This is a genomic window from Mesorhizobium sp. P2_E6 (assembly GCF_056403835.1).
The window spans coordinates 724248-741935 of sequence record NZ_JBFUEQ010000001.1 but is presented as its reverse complement, the minus strand read 5'-3'; the positions used below and the strand labels follow the sequence as shown (position 1 = coordinate 741935).

18 protein-coding genes are annotated in these 17688 nt (G+C 63.1%); 13 read left to right on the top strand and 5 right to left on the bottom strand.

Translation table 11 applies throughout. The features are described from left to right. Positions 1 to 59: 59 nt before the first annotated feature. Together chrA and AC1D08_RS03485 are read right to left on the bottom strand one after the other, a co-directional pair. Positions 60 to 1445 carry a chromate efflux transporter gene (chrA, locus tag AC1D08_RS03490; protein WP_477225271.1) on the bottom strand — a complete coding sequence of 462 codons (1386 nt, stop codon included), beginning with the start codon at positions 1443 to 1445 and terminating at the stop codon, positions 60 to 62. Further along, on the bottom strand, positions 1442 to 2266 hold the full coding sequence (locus AC1D08_RS03485; RefSeq protein WP_457151691.1) for a chromate resistance protein ChrB domain-containing protein: 825 nt from the start codon (positions 2264 to 2266) through the stop codon (positions 1442 to 1444). Before AC1D08_RS03485 ends, chrA begins: the two co-directional genes overlap by 4 nt. Here AC1D08_RS03485 and AC1D08_RS03480 point away from each other — a divergent pair. Continuing rightward, complete coding sequence (locus AC1D08_RS03480; RefSeq protein ID WP_457151688.1) at positions 2265 to 2459, top strand: hypothetical protein; 195 nt, start codon at positions 2265 to 2267, stop codon at positions 2457 to 2459. The genes AC1D08_RS03485 and AC1D08_RS03480 overlap by 2 nt on opposite strands. Here the strand turns inward: AC1D08_RS03480 and AC1D08_RS03475 are convergent. Next, a complete protein-coding gene (locus AC1D08_RS03475) occupies positions 2453 to 4258 on the bottom strand; it encodes an IlvD/Edd family dehydratase (RefSeq protein ID WP_477225270.1) in 1806 nt (601 codons plus the stop codon). The genes AC1D08_RS03480 and AC1D08_RS03475 overlap by 7 nt on opposite strands. A 146-nt stretch (positions 4259 to 4404) precedes the next feature. Here AC1D08_RS03475 and AC1D08_RS03470 point away from each other — a divergent pair, with 146 nt between their 5' ends. Next, positions 4405 to 4857 (top strand): SRPBCC family protein, encoded by a 453-nt coding sequence (locus AC1D08_RS03470; RefSeq protein ID WP_184877311.1) that lies wholly within the window; start codon positions 4405 to 4407, stop codon positions 4855 to 4857. Between the two features lie 238 nt (positions 4858 to 5095). Here the strand turns inward: AC1D08_RS03470 and AC1D08_RS03465 are convergent, their stop codons facing one another. After that, positions 5096 to 6271: an Mrp/NBP35 family ATP-binding protein gene (locus AC1D08_RS03465; protein WP_457151690.1), complete on the bottom strand. Its 1176-nt coding sequence runs from the start codon at positions 6269 to 6271 to the stop codon at positions 5096 to 5098. A gap of 216 nt (positions 6272 to 6487) precedes the next feature. On the opposite strand from AC1D08_RS03465, the gene AC1D08_RS03460 reads away from it, so the two are divergent. The 11 genes from AC1D08_RS03460 (at position 6488) to AC1D08_RS03410 (ending at position 17152) form a co-directional block, all read left to right on the top strand. Further along, the gene (locus AC1D08_RS03460) at positions 6488 to 6865 is read left to right on the top strand and encodes a VOC family protein (RefSeq protein WP_095084288.1); all 378 of its coding nucleotides are present in this window, start codon (positions 6488 to 6490) and stop codon (positions 6863 to 6865) included. A gap of 141 nt (positions 6866 to 7006) precedes the next feature. Continuing rightward, positions 7007 to 7906 (top strand): LysR family transcriptional regulator, encoded by a 900-nt coding sequence (locus tag AC1D08_RS03455; RefSeq protein ID WP_095082623.1) that lies wholly within the window; start codon positions 7007 to 7009, stop codon positions 7904 to 7906. Between the two features lie 134 nt (positions 7907 to 8040). After that, the gene (locus AC1D08_RS03450) at positions 8041 to 8520 is read left to right on the top strand and encodes a formate dehydrogenase subunit gamma (RefSeq protein WP_095082625.1); all 480 of its coding nucleotides are present in this window, start codon (positions 8041 to 8043) and stop codon (positions 8518 to 8520) included. Then, a complete protein-coding gene (locus AC1D08_RS03445) occupies positions 8517 to 10073 on the top strand; it encodes a formate dehydrogenase beta subunit (protein WP_457151686.1) in 1557 nt (518 codons plus the stop codon). Before AC1D08_RS03450 ends, AC1D08_RS03445 begins: the two co-directional genes overlap by 4 nt. 10 nt (positions 10074 to 10083) lie before the next feature. After that, entirely contained in the window at positions 10084 to 12996 is a 2913-nt protein-coding gene (gene fdhF / locus AC1D08_RS03440) for a formate dehydrogenase subunit alpha (protein WP_477304935.1), read from the top strand. A gap of 2 nt (positions 12997 to 12998) precedes the next feature. Further along, complete coding sequence (gene fdhD, locus AC1D08_RS03435; protein ID WP_457151684.1) at positions 12999 to 13829, top strand: formate dehydrogenase accessory sulfurtransferase FdhD; 831 nt, start codon at positions 12999 to 13001, stop codon at positions 13827 to 13829. Beyond that, positions 13819 to 14130 carry a formate dehydrogenase subunit delta gene (locus AC1D08_RS03430; RefSeq protein ID WP_457151683.1) on the top strand — a complete coding sequence of 104 codons (312 nt, stop codon included), beginning with the start codon at positions 13819 to 13821 and terminating at the stop codon, positions 14128 to 14130. Before fdhD ends, AC1D08_RS03430 begins: the two co-directional genes overlap by 11 nt. Positions 14131 to 14239: 109 nt before the next feature. After that, positions 14240 to 15793 (top strand): alpha/beta fold hydrolase, encoded by a 1554-nt coding sequence (locus tag AC1D08_RS03425; protein WP_457151682.1) that lies wholly within the window; start codon positions 14240 to 14242, stop codon positions 15791 to 15793. A 107-nt stretch (positions 15794 to 15900) separates the two neighbouring features. Beyond that, the gene (locus tag AC1D08_RS03420) at positions 15901 to 16380 is read left to right on the top strand and encodes a carboxymuconolactone decarboxylase family protein (RefSeq protein WP_095082637.1); all 480 of its coding nucleotides are present in this window, start codon (positions 15901 to 15903) and stop codon (positions 16378 to 16380) included. An 87-nt stretch (positions 16381 to 16467) separates the two neighbouring features. Further along, a complete protein-coding gene (locus tag AC1D08_RS03415; RefSeq protein ID WP_457151681.1) occupies positions 16468 to 16830 on the top strand; it encodes a nuclear transport factor 2 family protein in 363 nt (120 codons plus the stop codon). 7 nt (positions 16831 to 16837) lie between these two features. Beyond that, positions 16838 to 17152, top strand: a complete 315-nt coding sequence (locus AC1D08_RS03410; protein WP_095082641.1) for a hypothetical protein — start codon at positions 16838 to 16840, stop codon at positions 17150 to 17152. A 47-nt stretch (positions 17153 to 17199) separates the two neighbouring features. On the opposite strand, the gene AC1D08_RS03405 is transcribed toward AC1D08_RS03410, so the two are convergent. Beyond that, a complete protein-coding gene (locus AC1D08_RS03405) occupies positions 17200 to 17685 on the bottom strand; it encodes an ester cyclase (protein ID WP_477225267.1) in 486 nt (161 codons plus the stop codon). Between the last annotated feature and the right edge of the window lie 3 nt (positions 17686 to 17688).

Genomic DNA, 17688 nt, shown 5'->3' with positions numbered 1-17688 from the left:
AGCGCGTCACATTGAAACGGGTTCACGCGACGCGCTTTATGCCTTTGCCGTTGTGCATGTCAGCCACTTGCCGCCAGCAGCAAGACACCGGCCAGGGCTGATCCGGCAAGCGTCGGCAGCATGCCGATTCTAAACTTCAGGATAGCGATCATGGCGGCAAAGGAAAGCAGCGCCGCGCGCCAGTCGATCGACGAAAATACCGGCACATTCATGCCGAGGCCCAGCGCGTGTACCTCATGGAAAATGACGTGCAGGGCGAACCACAGAGCCAGATTCATGATCACCCCGACAACAGCGGCGGTGATCGCGCCAAGTGCCGCCGATAAGGCCTTGTTGCCGCGCAGGGCCTCGATATAGGGCGCACCGAGGAATATCCAGAAGAAGCAGGGCGTGAACGTAACCCACAGGGTCAGCAACGCCCCCAGCGATCCGGCAAGCAACGGGTCCAGCGAGCCGGGATGGCGGAACGCGGCGATGAAGCCAACGAACTGCAACACCAGGATGAGCGGACCCGGCGTCGTTTCGGCAAGGCCCAAACCGTCGACCATTTCACCGGGAGCGAGCCAGCCGAAGGACTGGACGGCTGCCTGGGCGACATAAGCGAGCACCGCGTAGGCACCGCCGAAGGTGACGACAGCCATGAGACTGAAGAACCGGCCGATCTCGGTCCAGACGCTTGCAGAGCCGGTAACCCACCAGATCAGCAGAACAGGCCCGAACCAGATCGGCAGCCAGATCGCAATCGTGCGCGGCGCATGCCATTTCGTCGGCCTGATGTGGGCCAGTTCGCCGCGCTCGAACATCAGGTCGACCGCTCCCTTGCTATCGGCAATACCGTCCTTGCCATGTGCCGAGCCGGAAAACAGCGCCGGAGCAATGCGGTTTCCCAGCCATCCCGTTAGGCCCGCGAGCAGGACGATGAGCGGGAACGGTACATTCAACGCATAGATGGCGATGAAAGCCGAGACGGCGATCGACACCATGACCCTGTTCTTCAGGGCACGCCGTCCGATCCGGATCACCGCCTCGATGACAATGGCAAGCACCGCCGCCTTCACCCCGAAAAACAGCGCCTCGACGAGCGGCACGTCGCCATAGAGCACGTAGAGGCTGCTCAGGACGAGCATTACGAGCGCGCCCGGCACCACGAACAGGATGCCGGCGACAAGGCCGCCGATCGTCCTGTGCAGCAGCCAACCGACATAGATGGCGAGTTGCTGGGCTTCGGGGCCAGGCAGCAGCATGCAATAGTTCAGCGCATGCAGGAAACGCTGCTCGCCGATCCAGCGCCGCTCCTCGACCAGTTCCTTATGCATCAATGCGATCTGCCCGGCCGGCCCACCGAAGCTGAGCAGTCCGATTTTTGCCCAGAGTTTTATGGCTTCGGCGAACGTCGGCGCAGCTGGGCCCTGGACCATCGTGTCATGCGACTCAAGCGCGCTCATGACGGTTTGCCCGCGCCTGTACTGGGCCAGTTGTGCGTTTCTTCAGTGGCGTCACGACACCAACGAAAGAACGCATCGTAGAGCAGCATGCCCGCTTCCAGTTGTTCCAGGTCGTCGCGAAACATACGTGATAGGCCAAGCGAAGCCGCCAGGAAGCCGGCAGCCTGAGGAACAAGATCGAGGCTTGCGGTGTCGGCCGCGCGCACGATCAGGGCAAGGCGATCGAGCGCCTCGGATTCCAGCCCGAACTCCTCAATCATCGTGTCGAAGGTGCAGCGTTCGCCGCGATGGCTCCAGAACACATTGTCGATGTCGAAAGGCACTGCCTGGAAGCGATCGGCCACGGCAAGAACTTCGGCCGGCTCGACAAACAGAAAGATCGCATGGGGATCGACGAAACGCCGGATCAGCCAGGGGCAAGCGATGCGATCCACCTTCGGGCGGGCTCGTGTCACCCACACGGTGCGGCCCTTTTCGTCGCGCGAAGGCAAGGTGTCAGTGCGAACCAGAAGTCCCCTTGCATCGCGCCAGGCTTCGAACCCACCGTCGAGGCTTTCGGCGGAAATGCCCTCATGGCGCAGCCATGCGGCGACACCTTGCGAGAGTTTCAACCCTTTCTGACAAACGACCGCCACTGGCTTGCCGGCGAATTCGGCGGCCCAGGTCGAAACAGTCTTGAAATCGCGCCGGCTTGAGGCCGGCAGAAGGCGTGGATCGGCGTCGAAGTCTTCATCGATACGGACATCGATGATGACAGGCGCCCCTGGCAGACCGATCAGACGGGATAACTGCGATACGGTGATAGCGGTTGTTGACGGCATGGCGTCCACCTCCTGGAAAAAGAAGCTTGGACGCGAACGTTGGGCTGACGCCTCACGGGGTCGTCGCGATACACCCCTTGCCATGATGGTGGATGCATCGCGCGGGCTTGTCAAGGATGGCGGCGGCCTGATCCGGATCAAGCCGCCGTTTGTCGTTTATGTAAGCATCTACGAACAGATGCTCGCTCAGTGATTATCCCTGGGGACGCCCCTGGTGTGCGCGACATCCTGGTATTTCACCGCCGGCTCCAGCACCATTCCCTCTGAAAACTGCGCGACCATGCCGCGCTGGATCTCCTGCCAAGGTGTCTGGTGCTTGGGATAGTCATAGCCGCCATTGTTCTGAAGTTCGGCGCGCCGCCGGGTGATCTCGGCGTCGGTGACGAGGATGTCGGCCGTGCCCTTGCGCAGGTCGATGCGGACACGGTCGCCCGTCTTGAGCAGCGCCAGCCCACCGCCGATGGCGGCTTCCGGCGAGGCGTTGAGGATCGACGGCGAACCCGACGTGCCGGACTGGCGGCCGTCGCCGATGCAGGCGAGCGCATGGATGCCCTTCTTGATCAGATAGGCCGGCGGCTGCATGTTGACGACCTCGGCGCCGCCGGGATAGCCGATCGGGCCGGCGCCACGCATGAACAGGATCGTGTGTTCATCGATGCCTTGCGCCGGATCGTCGATTCGGGCGTGGTAGTCCTCGGGCCCGTCGAAGACCATGGCGTTGCCTTCGAAAGCCTCGGGATCCTTCGGATTGGAGAGATAGCGCTCGCGGAATTCGGGCGAGATGCCGCTGGTCTTCATGATCGCGGAATCGAACAGATTGCCCTTGAGGTTGATGAAGCCGGCATTGGCCTTCAGCGGCGCGGCAACGGAGCGGATGACGTCAGTGTTCTCGTTGGCGACACCCTCGCTATTCTCACCGATCGACTTGCCGTTGACCGTGCGAGCACCCGGATGCGGCAACAGCCCGCCCTTCATCAGTTCGGCGATGACCGCCGGCACGCCGCCGGCATGATGGTAGTCCTCGCCCAGATATTCGCCCGTCGGCTGCAAATTGACCAGCAGCGGCACATTGAGGCCGACCGTCTGCCAGTCGTCATTGTCGAGCTTGACGCCGAGATGGCGGGCGATGGCGTTGAGATGGATAGGAGCGTTGGTCGAGCCGCCAATTGCCGAATTGACGACAATGGCGTTCTCGAAAGCCTCTCTCGTCATGATGTCGGACGGCTTGAGGTCTTCATGCACCATGTCGACGATACGTTTGCCGGTCTCGTAGGCGATCTGGCCGCGCTCGCGGTAAGGTGCGGGGATGGCGGCCGAGCCCGGCAATTGCATGCCAAGCGCCTCCGCCAGCGAGTTCATCGTCGTGGCGGTGCCCATGGTGTTGCAGTAGCCGGTGGACGGCGCCGAAGAGGCGACGATGTCCATGAACTCGTCATAGTCGATCTCGCCGGCCGACAGGCGCTGGCGCGATTCCCAGACGATGGTGCCGGAGCCGGTGCGCTTGCCCTTGTGCCAGCCATTGAGCATCGGGCCGACCGACAGCGCGATCGCCGGGATGTTGACGGTGGCCGCCGCCATCAGCAGGGCCGGCGTTGTCTTGTCGCAGCCGATGGTGAGCACGACGCCATCGAGCGGATAGCCGTATAGCACTTCGACCAGGCCGAGATAGGCAAGGTTGCGGTCAAGAGCGGCGGTCGGGCGCTTGCCGGTCTCCTGGATCGGATGGCACGGGAATTCGAACGGAATGCCGCCCATCGAGACGATGCCTTCGCGCACGCGCTTGGCCAGCTCGATGTGATGCCGGTTGCAGGGCGAGAGATCCGAACCGGTCTGGGCGATGCCGATCAGCGGTTTGCCGGACATCAGTTCGGCCCGCGTCAGGCCGTAGTTGAGGTAGCGCTCCAGGTAGAGCGCCGTCATGCCCGGATTATCGGGATTGTCGAACCACTCCTGCGAGCGAAATTTTTTCTTCCTGGTGGGGGCGCCTGCCATCGTGGTCTCCGTATTTGTAAGACAAATCGATATGGCAACGCGCGGGAGCAGGCAAGAGGGCGCAGGGTCGCATCCGGACTTTGGTGCGATAGACATGCATGCAGCCGTGCGTTACGGCTTCGATCAATCGTGTCAGGGAGGTTTTCATGGCTTTGGTGATCGAAGGCGAGGAGCGCATTGCCGCGCCCTTGCAAAAAGTGTGGGAAGCGCTGAACGATCCCGAGGTCTTGAAGGCTACGATTCCTGGCTGCCAGAGCCTGGAGATGAAGTCGCCGACCGAGATGGCGGCGACCGTGGTGGTGAAGATCGGGCCGATCAAGGCGACGTTCAACGGCGAGGTGACGCTCAAGAACCTCAAGCCGCCGCATTCCTACACCATCCAGGGCGAAGGCAAGGGCGGCATCGCCGGCTTCGCCAAGGGCGGCGCCGACGTGACGCTGACCGAAGATGGACCGGATACCACGGTCTTGAAATACGCGGCCAAGGCCGATGTCGGCGGCAAGATCGCGCAGCTCGGCAGCCGGCTGATCGAATCGACCTCGAAGAAACTGGCCGGACAGTTTTTTTCCAGCTTCGGCGAGAAGGTTGGCGCGGCTTAGGTTACGTCCTCGCTCGAACGACGCCTAGCTTCTCTGAGGCCAGCGCTACCCCTCCTCCGCCTGCCGGCACCTTCTCCCCGTATAGTGACGGGGAGAAGGGAACTGGCCGCAACGTCGGCACCCTTCCTCCCACGCTGGTGATTGGAGAAATCATCAAGGACGGTGTCTTTCTCCCCGTCACGATACGGGGAGAAATGTCCGGCAGGACAATGAGGGGCGGCGCCTACCGAACGAAAAACTACTCGAACACGATGTTCGGCACCGCATCCGCGGCCGCACCACGCTCTTCATTGATCCGGTCCCAAACCTTCGAAGCGATATCCCGGTAGATCTTTGCTTCGGCGCCGTCGGGCTTCGAGACAACCACCGGCGTGCCAGCATCCGAGCTTTCGCGAATGCCCATCTCGAGCGGCACCTCGCCAAGGAAGGTGACGCCCAGACGCTCGGCTTCGCGGCGCGCGCCGCCATGGCCGAAGATGTCGTAGCGTTTGCCGGTATCGGGAGCGATGAAATAGCTCATGTTCTCGACGATGCCGAGCAGCGGCACGTCGACCTTCTTGAACATGTTGAGGCCCTTGCGTGCATCGATCAGCGCCAGATCCTGCGGCGTCGAGACGATGACGGCGCCGGCCAATGGGACTTGCTGGGCCATGGTCAGTTGTGCGTCGCCGGTGCCGGGCGGCATGTCGACGACGAGCACGTCGAGCCGGCCCCATTCGACCTCGCGCAGCATCTGCGTCAGCGCCGACATCACCATCGGACCGCGCCAGATCATCGGTGTCTCCTCATCGACGAGGAAGCCCATCGACATCACTTTAAGCCCATAATTCTCCATCGGTTTCAGGATCTTGCCGTCGACGGTCTGCGGCCGGCCGTGGATGTTGAGCAGTCGCGGCATAGACGGGCCATAGATGTCGGCGTCGAGCACGCCGACGCGCAAACCATTGGCGGCGAGGCCAAGAGCGATGTTGACGGCCGTGGTCGACTTGCCGACACCACCCTTGCCGGAAGCGACGGCGATGATCGCTTCTATGCCTGGCACGCCACGCCTGCCCTGGCTGTGCGAAGCCGGAGCGTGCGAAGCGGCACGCGGCGCGGTGGCAGCCGGCGGCGCTGGCCTGGGTGCGGGGCGCGATGGAACCGGCGCTTCCATGCCGCCGCCTTTCTTTTCCGCCGTCAGTGCAACGACGGCACCGGCAACGCCGGGAATAGCCTTGACGACGCGCTCGGCAGCAGCCCGCAGCGGTTCCATCTCCTGGGCGCGAGCGGCGGGAACGGTGATCGAGAAGAAGACCTTGGAATCGGCGATGAAAATCTCGGAAACCATGCCAAGGTCAACGATGTTGCCGGTGAAATCCGGGCCATTGACCGTCTTCAGGCGCTCGGTGACGATTTCCTTGGTGACGGACATCAGTTCTTCCTTATGCAAGCTTTGGCCTGAGATAGTGCAGTTTCCGGACAGAACCAAGCCGTGGAGCAATAGCTGCCTTGGTGTGCCCGCAAAAACGACGGGCGGTGTCGGAGCAGCCGGCATTTTGCGAACCGGCGATCGCCAAACGGCCCCTCTGATCTATTTCAAGGATCGACATGAGCAATCAATCGAGTTGAGCAATCAGGGAAGGAGACGATCATGCTCGCAAACAGCAACGCAACGGCCAATGTGGCGGTGAAAGACCTGGCCAGGGCAAAGGCCTTTTACGAAGGGACGCTGGGCCTCAAGCAGGTGGATGATATGGGTGGCGAACTGATCGTCTACAAAAGCGGCGACACGCTGATCAATGTCTATCATTCGCAATTCGCAGGTACCAACAAGGCGACGGCGGTGACCTGGACAGTCGGCGACGAGATCGGGACCATCGTCAAGTCGTTGAGGTCGAAGGGTGTCGCATTCGAGCACTATGAGATGCCCGGCCTGACGCTGGAGGGCGACGTGCATGTCGGCTACGGCATGAAGGTGGCATGGTTCAAGGATCCCGACGGCAACATCCTGAACCTTGTCGACAAATAGGCTATTGCGCATTTTCGAAGAGGCGGCGGGCGCATGATCCGGAACAGGCACTCCTGGCCGGTTTTCCTGGAGCCGGCGGTTTGTTCTAAGCTTTTGTTCTGTTGCATTTATGCGGACGCCAAAATGCTCTAGCTTCCGTCCATGATCGACAAGCTGGAATTCTTCATCGCACTGGCCAGGGAAGAGCATTTCGGCCGGGCGGCGGAAGTGTGCGGGGTTACCCAGCCGACGCTGTCGGCCGGCATCAAGCAGCTCGAGGGCCAGCTCGGCGTGATGCTGGTGCTGCGCGGCTCGCGCTTCCAGGGGCTGACGCCCGAAGGCAAGCAAGTATTGGTCTGGGCGCGTCGCATCGTCGGCGACACCCGCACCATGAGAGAAGAGATGCGGGCGGCGCGCCACGGCCTGTCTGGTCGCATCCGCATTGCCGCAATTCCGACCGCCCTGGCCATGGTGGCGCGGCTGACGACCCCCTTTCGGGCAAAACATCCCGGCGTGACCTTTTCGGTGCTGTCGCGGACCTCCATCGAAGTGTTGTCGCTGCTCGGCAATTTCGACATCGATGCCGGCATCACCTATCTCGACAACGAGCCGCTGGGGCGCGTCACCAGCGTGCCGCTCTATGACGAGCGCTATCAACTGATCACCGCGGTGGGGAATCCCTATTCCGACCGCGACAAAGTGACATGGGCAGAGCTTAGCAGCCTGCCGCTCTGCCTGCTGACGCCGGACATGCAGAACCGCCGCATCATCGACCAGCACCTGGCCGAGGCCGGGGTGCAGGTGCGGCCGACACTCGAATCCAATTCGATGATCGTGCTGTTTTCGCATATCCGCACCGGCAAATGGTCATCGATCATGCCGCTCAACCTGGCGGAAACATTCGGCTTTTCCGAACCGATCCGGGCCATTCCGATCGTCGAGCCGGACGCCAGCCACACGGTCGGCCTGGTGGCTGCGCCGCGCGAGCCGCACACGCCACTGGTCTCGGCGCTGCTGGACGAGGCGATGGCGCTGGCGGACGATTTCCACGCCCGCCGCTAGGCTAGATAATAGCGGCTGACCAAGCTCGATAGAAAATTTCTATCGAGCAACGAAACAGCTTTATTGATTCCGAGGGTTTCCTCTGATTTTGTAAAGACTTAGCGATAAAAGCTATCGACCAGGGAGGGCGCTGCATGCCAATGCAGCCTGCAAGTACCGAGATCACATCGCGCACGACCGCGATCATCCAGGAACTGAAAGGCCTCGAAGGCCCGCTGCTGCCGATCCTGCACGGCATCCAGGAAGAGTTCGGCCATGTGCCGCAGGATGCGCTGCCAGTCATCGCCGAGGCGCTGAACATCTCCAGGGCCGAGGTGCACGGCGTTGTCACCTTCTATCACGATTACCGCAGCCATCCGGCCGGCCGGCATGTGCTGAAGGTCTGCCAAGCAGAATCCTGCCAGTCGATGGGTTCCGACGCCATCGCCGCCAAACTGAAGCAGTTGCTGGGCATAGGCTTCCACGAGACGACCCGCGACGGTTCGGTGACGCTGGAGCCGGTCTATTGTCTCGGCCTGTGCGCCTGTTCGCCCGCCGCCATGCTCGATGGCGAAGTGATCGGGCGGCTCGATGACGAAAAGCTCGACGAGATCGTTGCCGAGGTGCGCTCATGATCCCGCGTATCTACATTCCCGCCGATTCCGGTGCACTGGCGCTGGGCGCCGAAAAGGTCGCCAAGGCGATCGCAAGTGAACTGGCGGAGCGCGGCATCGAAGCCAAGATCGTGCGCAACGGCTCGCGCGGCGCTTATTTCCTCGAACCGATGGTCGAAGTTGCGACCGCCAACGGCCGCGTCGCCTATGGCCCGGTCAAGCCATCCGACGTCAAAAGCCTGTTCGACAGCGGCTTCCTCACCGGCGGCCCTCACAAGCGCTGGCTGGGCGCGCCGGACAAAATCCCCTTCCTGGCCAAGCAGACGCGGCTGACCTTCGCGCGTTGCGGCGTCATCGATCCGCTGTCGCTCGAATCCTACAAGAAGCATGGCGGCTTGAATGGGCTGACGAACGCGTTGGCATTGACGCCCGCCGCCATTGTCGCCCAAGTCACCGAATCCGGACTGCGCGGGCGCGGCGGCGCGGGCTTCCCGACCGGCATCAAGTGGAAGACGGTGCTCGATACCGTGGGCGACCGTAAATACATCGTCTGCAACGCCGACGAAGGCGACTCCGGTACCTTCGCGGACCGCATGATCATGGAGGGTGACCCCTTCGTGCTGATCGAAGGCATGACGATCGCCGGAATCGCCACGGGTGCGACCAAAGGCTTTGTCTATGTCCGCTCGGAATATCCGCATGCGGTGGCGATGATGAACAAAGCCGTCGAGGTTGCCCGCAAGGCCGGCGTGCTTGGTGCCAATGTGCTGGGTTCGCCCTATGCGTTCGACATGGAGATCAGGGTCGGCGCAGGCGCCTATGTCTGCGGCGAGGAGACGGCGCTGCTTGACTCACTCGAAGGCAAGCGCGGCATGGTCCGCGCAAAGCCGCCGCTGCCGGCGCATAAGGGGCTGTTCGGCAAGCCGACGGTGATCAACAACGTTATCTCGCTGGCCTCGGTGCCCGTCATCATGGACAAGGGTGCGGCCTTCTACAAGGATTTCGGCATGGGCCGCTCGCGCGGCACGATCCCGATCCAGATCGCCGGCAACATCAGGTATGGCGGCCTGTTCGAAGCGGCCTTCGGCATGACGCTGGGCGAGATCGTCGACGACATCGGCGGCGGCACGACGACGGGACGCCCGGTCAAGGCGGTGCAGGTCGGCGGACCGCTCGGCGCCTATTTCCCGCGCGCGCTGTTCGACACGCCGTTCGATTATGAAGCCTTCGCGGCCAAGGACGGGCTGATCGGCCATGCCGGCATCGTGGTGTTCGACGACACTGCCGACATGCTGAAACAGGCACGCTTCGCCATGGAGTTCTGCGCCATCGAAAGTTGCGGCAAGTGCACTCCCTGCCGCATCGGCTCGACGCGCGGTGTCGAGACCATCGACAAGCTCGCCGCGGGCATCGAGCCGGAGAAGAACCTCGCTCTGGTCACCGACCTCTGCAACACGATGAAGTTCGGCTCGCTCTGTGCGCTGGGCGGCTTCACGCCTTACCCGGTCATGAGCTCGATCACGCATTTCCCCGACGACTTCAAGCCGGCGCCCGTGCGCGTGGCTGCTGAATAGGAGCTGGCAGATGAACATCAAGGCCGACTTCCCATCACTCGTCGAAGAGATCGACTACGGAACCCCGCAATCGAAGGCGCAGAAGCAGGTCACGCTGAGCGTCGACGGCCGCAGCATCACCGTTCCGGAAGGCACCTCGATCATGCGTGCCGCGATGGAAGGCGGGGTCGAGATCCCGAAGCTTTGCGCCACCGACATGCTGGACTCTTTCGGTTCATGTCGTGTCTGCCTCGTCGAGATCGAAGGGCGCGGCGGCACGCCAGCGTCCTGCACGACACCTGTCGGCGAAGGCATGGTGGTGCATACGCAGTCCGGGCGGCTTGACGCCATTCGCCGCGGCGTCATGGAGCTTTACGTCTCCGACCATCCGACCGGCTGGAACGAGACGGCCGGAACCGGAGCCAGCGAGTTCGACATGGTGGCGAAGTCGATCGGCTTGACCGAGAACCGCTACGGCATCGAGGGCCGCAACCACGTCAAGCAGGAAAACGGCGTGGCACCCGGCCATGGCTCGCTGACGGTCGATTACATCGCACGCGACGAATCCAACCCCTATTTCACCTATGATCCCACGCAATGCATCGTCTGCTCGCGCTGCGTGAGGGCCTGCGAAGAGGTGCAGGGCACCTTCGCGCTGACCATCGAAGGACGTGGTTTCGAATCGAGGGTTTCGGCGGGAATGCACGAGGCGTTCATCGATTCGGAATGCGTGTCCTGCGGCGCCTGCGTGCAGGCCTGTCCGACCGATGCGCTGCGCGAAAAAACAGTCCTTGCCAAAGGCCTGCCGGAGCGCTCGGCCGTCACCACCTGCGCCTATTGCGGCGTTGGCTGCTCGTTCAAGGCCGAAGTGAAGGATGACGAGGTCATCCGCATGATGCCCTACAAGGAGGGCAAGGCGAACCACGGTCATTCCTGTGTGAAGGGCCGGTTCGCTTATGGCTACGCCACCCACAAGGACCGCATCTTGTCGCCGATGATCCGCGAAAAGATCACCGACCCCTGGCGCGAGGTGACCTGGGAAGAGGCTATTTCCCACACGGCCAAAGAATTCCGCCGTATCCAGTATCAGTACGGCCGCACCGCGATTGGCGGCATCACCTCGTCGCGCTGCACCAACGAGGAAACCTACCTCGTCCAGAAGATGGTGCGGCAGGGCTTCCGCAACAACAATGTCGACACCTGCGCGCGCGTCTGCCACTCGCCGACGGGCTACGGGCTCGGCCAGACCTATGGCACCTCGGCCGGCACGCAGGATTTCGACTCCGTCGACTACACAGACGTTGCCGTCATAATCGGTGCCAATCCCGTTTCGGCCCACCCGGTGTTCGCCTCGCGGCTGAAGAAGCGGCTGCGTCAGGGCGCCAAGCTGATCGTGCTCGATCCCCGTCGCACCGAGATGGTCAAGTCGACACATGTTGAAGCGGATTATCACCTGCCGCTGAAGCCCGGCACCAATGTGGCGGTGCTGACGGCGCTGGCGCATGTGATCGTCACCGAGGGTCTTTTCAACGAGGCCTTCATTCGCGAACGTTGCGACTGGGCGGAGTTCCAGGATTGGGCATCGTTCGTCGCCTTGCCGGAAAACAGCCCTGAAACCGTTGGCAAACTGTCCGGCGTCGATCCGGAGCTAATCCGTGGCGCGGCGCGTCTCTATGCTACCGGGGGCAACGGTGCGATCTATTACGGCCTCGGGGTGACGGAACACAGCCAGGGCTCAACCACGGTGATGGCGATCGCCAACCTCGCCATGGCCACCGGCAATATCGGCCGGCCGGGCGTCGGCGTGAACCCGCTGCGTGGCCAGAACAATGTGCAGGGCTCCTGCGACATGGGCTCGTTCCCGCACGAACTGCCGGGCTACCGTCACATCTCCGGCGAAGCCGTGCGCGACATCTATGAAAGCCTGTGGGGCGTGAAGCTGGACGACGAACCCGGCCTGCGCATCCCCAACATGCTGGACGCCGCCGTCGACGGCAGCTTCAAAGGCATCTACATCCAGGGCGAAGACATTCTGCAGTCCGATCCCGACACCAAGCATGTCGCCGCCGGTCTGGCTGCCATGGAATGTGTCGTCGTGCATGACCTCTTCCTCAACGAGACGGCGAACTACGCGCATGTCTTCCTGCCGGGCTCGACCTTCCTCGAGAAGGACGGCACCTTCACCAATGCCGAGCGTCGCATCAACATGGTGCGCAAGGTTCTGGAGCCGAAGGCGCGCTACGCCGATTGGGAGGCGACGCAGGAGCTTGCCCGGGCGATCGGGCTGGATTGGAACTACCGGCATCCCTCCGAGATCATGGACGAGATCGCCCAGACGACGCCGAGCTTCGCCGGCGTCTCCTTCGAGTTGCTCGACCGTGTCGGATCCGTGCAATGGCCCTGCAACGAGAAGGCACCGCTCGGCACCCCGATCATGCATATCGATGGTTTCGTGCGCGGCAAGGGCAAGTTCATCCGCACCGAATATGTGGCAACGGACGAAAGGACCGGCCCGCGCTTCCCGCTGCTGCTGACCACCGGCCGCATCCTGTCGCAGTACAATGTCGGCGCGCAGACCAGGCGCACCGACAACATCATGTGGCACAGCGAGGACCGGCTGGAGATCCACCCGCACGATGCGGAGAATCGCGGACTGCGCGACGGCGACTGGGTCCGGCTGACAAGCCGCTCAGGCGAGACGACGTTGCGCGCGCTGATCACCGACCGGGTGTCGCCCGGCGTGGTCTACACGACCTTCCATCATCCGGACACGCAGGCCAACGTCATCACCACCGACTTCTCCGACTGGGCGACCAACTGCCCGGAATACAAGGTGACGGCGGTGCAGGTCGGCGCCTCCAACGGCCCGTCGGAATGGCAGCGCGACTATGACGAACAGGCCAAGCAGAGCCGGCGCATCGCCTCGCTGCAAGCGGCGGAGTAGTCTTGAGCGAGCGCCGCAAAGCCACGACGCAGGTCTCGCGGCTGGCGCGTCGCGCGAGCGGGACGACGGCTGCCAACCGGATGGTGCCGGAAGAGACGCCGGTGGCGTTCTCGTTTGCCGGCACCACCCATGCGGTGATGATGGCAAGCCCGGCCGATTTCGAGGATTTCGCGCTTGGCTTCTCGCTGACCGAAGGCATCATCGCCAAGCCTGACGAGATCGAAGCCATCGAGGTCGAGGATCATGGCGCCGGCATCGATATCCAGATCCGGTTGAAGGACAGCGCTAATACGCGTTTCGAAGCGCGGCGCAGACGACTGGCCGGTCCGGTTGGTTGTGGCCTGTGCGGCATCGAATCGATCGAGGAAGCGATGCGTTCGGTCGACGCGGTCGGTTCGTCGACGCTTACATTTGATGCCGACGATATCGTCCGCTCGGTCAAGCTTTTGTCGAAAGTGCAGCCGCTGCACACGGAGACCGGAGCCGTGCACGCCGCCGGCTTCTATATGCCGGACAAGGGCATCGTCATGGCGCGTGAGGATGTCGGCCGCCACAATGCGCTCGACAAACTCGCAGGTGCGTTGGCGAAAGCCGGCATCGACGGCTCAACGGGCGCTGTGGTGGTGACGTCGCGCGTTTCGGTCGAAATGGTGCAGAAGACGGCGGCTATCGGCGCCGCAATCATCATCGCCGTTTCGGCGCCGACCGCGCTGGCCATCCGCACCGCGGAGGCCGCCGGGATGACACTGGTTGCGCTGGTTCGCGGCGATGATTTCGATATTTTCACCCACCCCGACCGGGTGGTTTGCGGAGTTGCCAAGCATGTCGCATGACGAAGAACACATCATGAGCACCAGCGAGAAGCTGGTGCGCATGGCAAACCAGATCGCCGATTTTTTCCATTCCAAGCCGCGCGAGGAAGGCATTGCCGGCGTCGCCGAGCATATCAACAAGTTCTGGGAGCCGAGGATGCGGCGGCAGCTGTTCGATTTGCTGGACGGCGGCACCGAGAATTTCAACGAGTTGGTGGTCGCCGCCTCGGCCAAGATCAGGCGACCGATCACGCCGGCCGAGGCCGACCTCCGACTCGGGCTCGAGGCCTCCCCGGCCGACGTCGCCGCTTCGCAAAAATAGCGGCGAGGCACCGCGCCTATATTTTCCATCGCTAAAGTTTGAACTGCCGCGATCAGGCTGTTCTGCTATGGTTTGACGACCAGAAGTCGTCAGGCCGGGGCGCAACCTCTTGAGGCCGATCGAGACCCGATATGCCCGTAGCGGCGATGTGCGGATCGCCTATCAGGTGGTCGGGCAGGGATCGTTCGATCTCGTCTTCGTGCCCGGCTTCATTTCCAATCTCGAGCTGCACTGGGAAGACGAAGGCTACAGCCGGCTGCTGAAGCGGCTTTCGGCATTCTCGCGGCTGATCCTGTTCGACAAGCGCGGCACGGGACTGTCCGACCGCGTCGACGCGCACCACCTGCCCAGCCTCGAAACGCGCATGGACGATGTGCGTGCCGTGATGGACGCGACCGGCAGCGGCCGGGCCGCACTGCTTGGCGCCTCGGAAGGCGCGCCAATGGCGATGCTGTTCGCCGCCACCTATCCGGAAAGGACGCGGGCGCTGGCGCTCTATGGCGGCTATGCGCATTTCCACAAATGGGTGATGCCGCCGGAACGCCTCGAGGCCTTCATCGAGACGGCTGAAACGTCATGGGGCACGGGTGCCACCTTGCCCAGCTTCGCGCCGGGCCGGATCGACGACCCGCATTTCACCCAATGGTGGGCGCGCTTCGAGCGGTTGTCGGCAAGCCCGACCGCAGCGGGCGCACTGGCGCGCATGAACGCCGGGATCGACGTGCGCGGCGTGCTCGCGGCAATCCGCGCGCCAACGCTGCTGATCCATCGCCGCAACGATGTGCGGGTCGATCCCGACGCCAGCCGCTTCCTGGCCAAGACCATCCCAAATGCGCGGCTGGCGGAAATCCCCGGGCGCGACCATCCGATCTGGACCGGCGATGTCGATCGGGTGGCTGACCTGATCGAGGAATTCCTGACCGGCCAGCGCGCCGTGGCGGAAGCGGAGCGCGTGCTGGCGGCGCTTTTGGTGACACGCATCCATGACACGGCGCGGCTCGGCGACCGCATGTGGAGCGAACGCAGCCAGCGCTTCCAGGAAACATGGCGAACCCTTGTCGGACGCCATGGCGGGCGCTGCGTGGAAACGCCTGGCGAAGTGATGATTTCACGTTTCGACGGACCGGGGCGCGCCTTGCGATGCGCAGCGGCGTTGCGCGACGCAGCGCAGGACATCGGCGTAGCGAGCGCGCAGGGGGCGCATGTCGGCGAGGTCGAGTTGCGCGGATCGCCGGAAGGGCTGACAGCTCGCGTGACGATGCAACTCGCTGCTCATGCCGGGCGCGGCGACATCCTGGCATCGCGGCTGGTCGCGGAGCTGGCGGCCGGCTCAGGGCTCCATTTCGCCGATGCCGGCCGTATCAGCATCGATGAACTGGACGAGCCGCTGGCGCTCGTGCTGGCGATGTCCGAACAGCATCTGGAACCGGCCTGCCGTCCCAAGGCCAGGGCGACGGAGCCGGCTTCGCTGACGGCGCGCGAGAGCGAAGTTGTGAGCCTGATTGCCGATGGCAAGAGCAATGCCGCGATTGCCGCCGAGCTCGGGCTGAGCGAGCACACGGTCAAGCGCCACGTCGCCAATATACTGCTCAAGCTGGACCTGCCGTCGCGGGCCGCGGCAGCGGCATTTTCCGCAAGGCACACTGGCCCGGACGGGCCATAGGAGCCATGGCGCTTTCGGGCGAAGCGGCGCGTGGCCTGCAGGCGCTATCAATTCTCCATGTGGGCCAGGCGGATGTCGCCCGGAAAGGCCTGCCAAGGGAGGATCAAATGCTGAAGTCAAACCGGACACTCGGATCGCTGGTTATTGCGGCAGGTGTTGGAGCGTTGTTCGCTATAGCTCCCGCAAAGGCCGAGGACGCGTCTGCGACAGCCGCCTACAAGGACATCCAGGCGACGCTCGGCTCGGTGCCGGACATGTTCAAGACCTTGCCGGATGTGGCCGTGGCCGGCGCCTGGGCCGAGATCAAGGGCGTGCAGCTCAATCCGAAGACCGCGCTCGACGGCAAGACCAAGGAACTGTTGGGGCTCGCCGTCGCCGCGCAGATCCCATGCCAATACTGCATCTATTTCCATACCGAGGCGGCCAAGCTCAACGGCGCCAGCGACGAGGAGATCAAGGAGGCGGTGGCGATGGCCGCGATCGTGCGCCACTGGTCGACGATGCTCAACGGCAGCCAGGTCGATCTCGCGACCTTCAAGAAGCAGACCGACGACGTGTTCGCGGCCGTCAAGGCCAAGTCGCAGTGAGGAAATCCCTGCCCGGCGATAAGCGCCCGGCAGCATCATGATCATCGACCGCCCGATCGCGAAGACGGGCATATGGAGGACAAGAAAATGCTGACCAAGACACAGAGCGTAGACGGCGCGGCGATCAAGAAGGCGATCGAAGGCCGTGATGGAAAGATGCTGTCGAGCTTCTATGCGGACGACGCGCTGGTGCGGGTGATCGACCGTAACAACCCACCGAGCAAGCCGCGCGAAATCCGCGGGCGCGCAGCGATCAGCACGTTCTGGGACGACATCTGCAGCCGGGCGATGACCCACAAGGTCGATACCACGATCGCCGATGGCGACAGCCTTGCCTTCACCCAGGCCTGCACCTATCCGGACGGCACGAAAGTGTTCGCGGCAGCCATGCTGGAGATGAAGAACGGGCGGATCGCACGGCAGACCGTCGTGCAGGCCTGGGACGAGTGAGCCGTCCATGTTCAGCGCCAGATGGCAGATCGACGCCAAGTTCGGGCACAAGCAGACCGTGCTCGAACTGATGAAGAAATGGGAACGCGAGATCGGCTCGCAGGTCGGCCTCGCCGACCTGGAATTCCAGATCATGACCGGATCGATCGGCGCGCGGGAGGCGACGATCGAATCCCACCACAAGGTCGAAAGCCTGGCCCAGTTGGAGGCGTTCTTCGCCAAGATCGGCAAGATCGACGCCCACGCCAAATGGGGCAAGGAGTTGGAGCCCTATGTCGTATCGGGCACCAGCCTGTGGAATATCTATCGCATCGTGGAGTAGTGGCCGACGCCCTTCTCCCCGGCAACAGGGAGAAGGGCAGGCGGCGACTACATCAAGCCAAGCTGCTTGTAGAAGCCAAGCGCATCGTAATAGTCGCTCTGGGTGGCGATCTTGCCGTCCTTGATCGAGAACATCGAGGCGCCGGTGAAGGAGAACTCCTTGCCTGCGGCGGCAGTGCCGTCGGCCCAGGCGCCGGTATTGGTGCCGGCAAATTCCCATTCGAACGAGACGCGGTCGCCCTCTACGACAGGCGCGCCCTTCATCGTCCACGCCGCGTCGGGGACTGCTTTCAGGAAATTGTCGATGACGCCGGTCTTGGCGGCTTCCTTGCCCTTGACCGGTTTGCCGACAGAAGCGTCGTAGTAGGTGACGTCGGCGGCGAAGTAGCCCGCCGCCTTGGCCGCGTCATGGGCGTTCCAGGCGGCGACATAGGCTTCGACCACCGATTGCGCGGTGTCGGCGGCAAAGGACGGCGCCGCGACAAAGAGCGCGGCGGCGACAGCTGCGGATGTCAGAAATTTGCGGCGATGCATGGT

Coding starts and splice junctions, on each gene's coding strand:
- AC1D08_RS03480 (WP_457151688.1), top strand. CDS start 2,265: ATGGCGTCCACCTCCTGGAAAAAGAAGCTTGGACGCGAACGTTGGGCT.
- AC1D08_RS03450 (WP_095082625.1), top strand. CDS start 8,041: ATGCCAATGCAGCCTGCAAGTACCGAGATCACATCGCGCACGACCGCG.
- AC1D08_RS03460 (WP_095084288.1), top strand. CDS start 6,488: ATGCTCGCAAACAGCAACGCAACGGCCAATGTGGCGGTGAAAGACCTG.
- AC1D08_RS03420 (WP_095082637.1), top strand. CDS start 15,901: ATGCTGAAGTCAAACCGGACACTCGGATCGCTGGTTATTGCGGCAGGT.
- AC1D08_RS03410 (WP_095082641.1), top strand. CDS start 16,838: ATGTTCAGCGCCAGATGGCAGATCGACGCCAAGTTCGGGCACAAGCAG.
- AC1D08_RS03430 (WP_457151683.1), top strand. CDS start 13,819: ATGTCGCATGACGAAGAACACATCATGAGCACCAGCGAGAAGCTGGTG.
- AC1D08_RS03475 (WP_477225270.1), bottom strand. CDS start 4,258: ATGGCAGGCGCCCCCACCAGGAAGAAAAAATTTCGCTCGCAGGAGTGG.
- AC1D08_RS03485 (WP_457151691.1), bottom strand. CDS start 2,266: ATGCCGTCAACAACCGCTATCACCGTATCGCAGTTATCCCGTCTGATC.
- AC1D08_RS03405 (WP_477225267.1), bottom strand. CDS start 17,685: ATGCATCGCCGCAAATTTCTGACATCCGCAGCTGTCGCCGCCGCGCTC.
- AC1D08_RS03445 (WP_457151686.1), top strand. CDS start 8,517: ATGATCCCGCGTATCTACATTCCCGCCGATTCCGGTGCACTGGCGCTG.
- fdhF (WP_477304935.1), top strand. CDS start 10,084: ATGAACATCAAGGCCGACTTCCCATCACTCGTCGAAGAGATCGACTAC.
- AC1D08_RS03415 (WP_457151681.1), top strand. CDS start 16,468: ATGCTGACCAAGACACAGAGCGTAGACGGCGCGGCGATCAAGAAGGCG.
- AC1D08_RS03455 (WP_095082623.1), top strand. CDS start 7,007: ATGATCGACAAGCTGGAATTCTTCATCGCACTGGCCAGGGAAGAGCAT.
- chrA (WP_477225271.1), bottom strand. CDS start 1,445: ATGAGCGCGCTTGAGTCGCATGACACGATGGTCCAGGGCCCAGCTGCG.
- AC1D08_RS03470 (WP_184877311.1), top strand. CDS start 4,405: ATGGCTTTGGTGATCGAAGGCGAGGAGCGCATTGCCGCGCCCTTGCAA.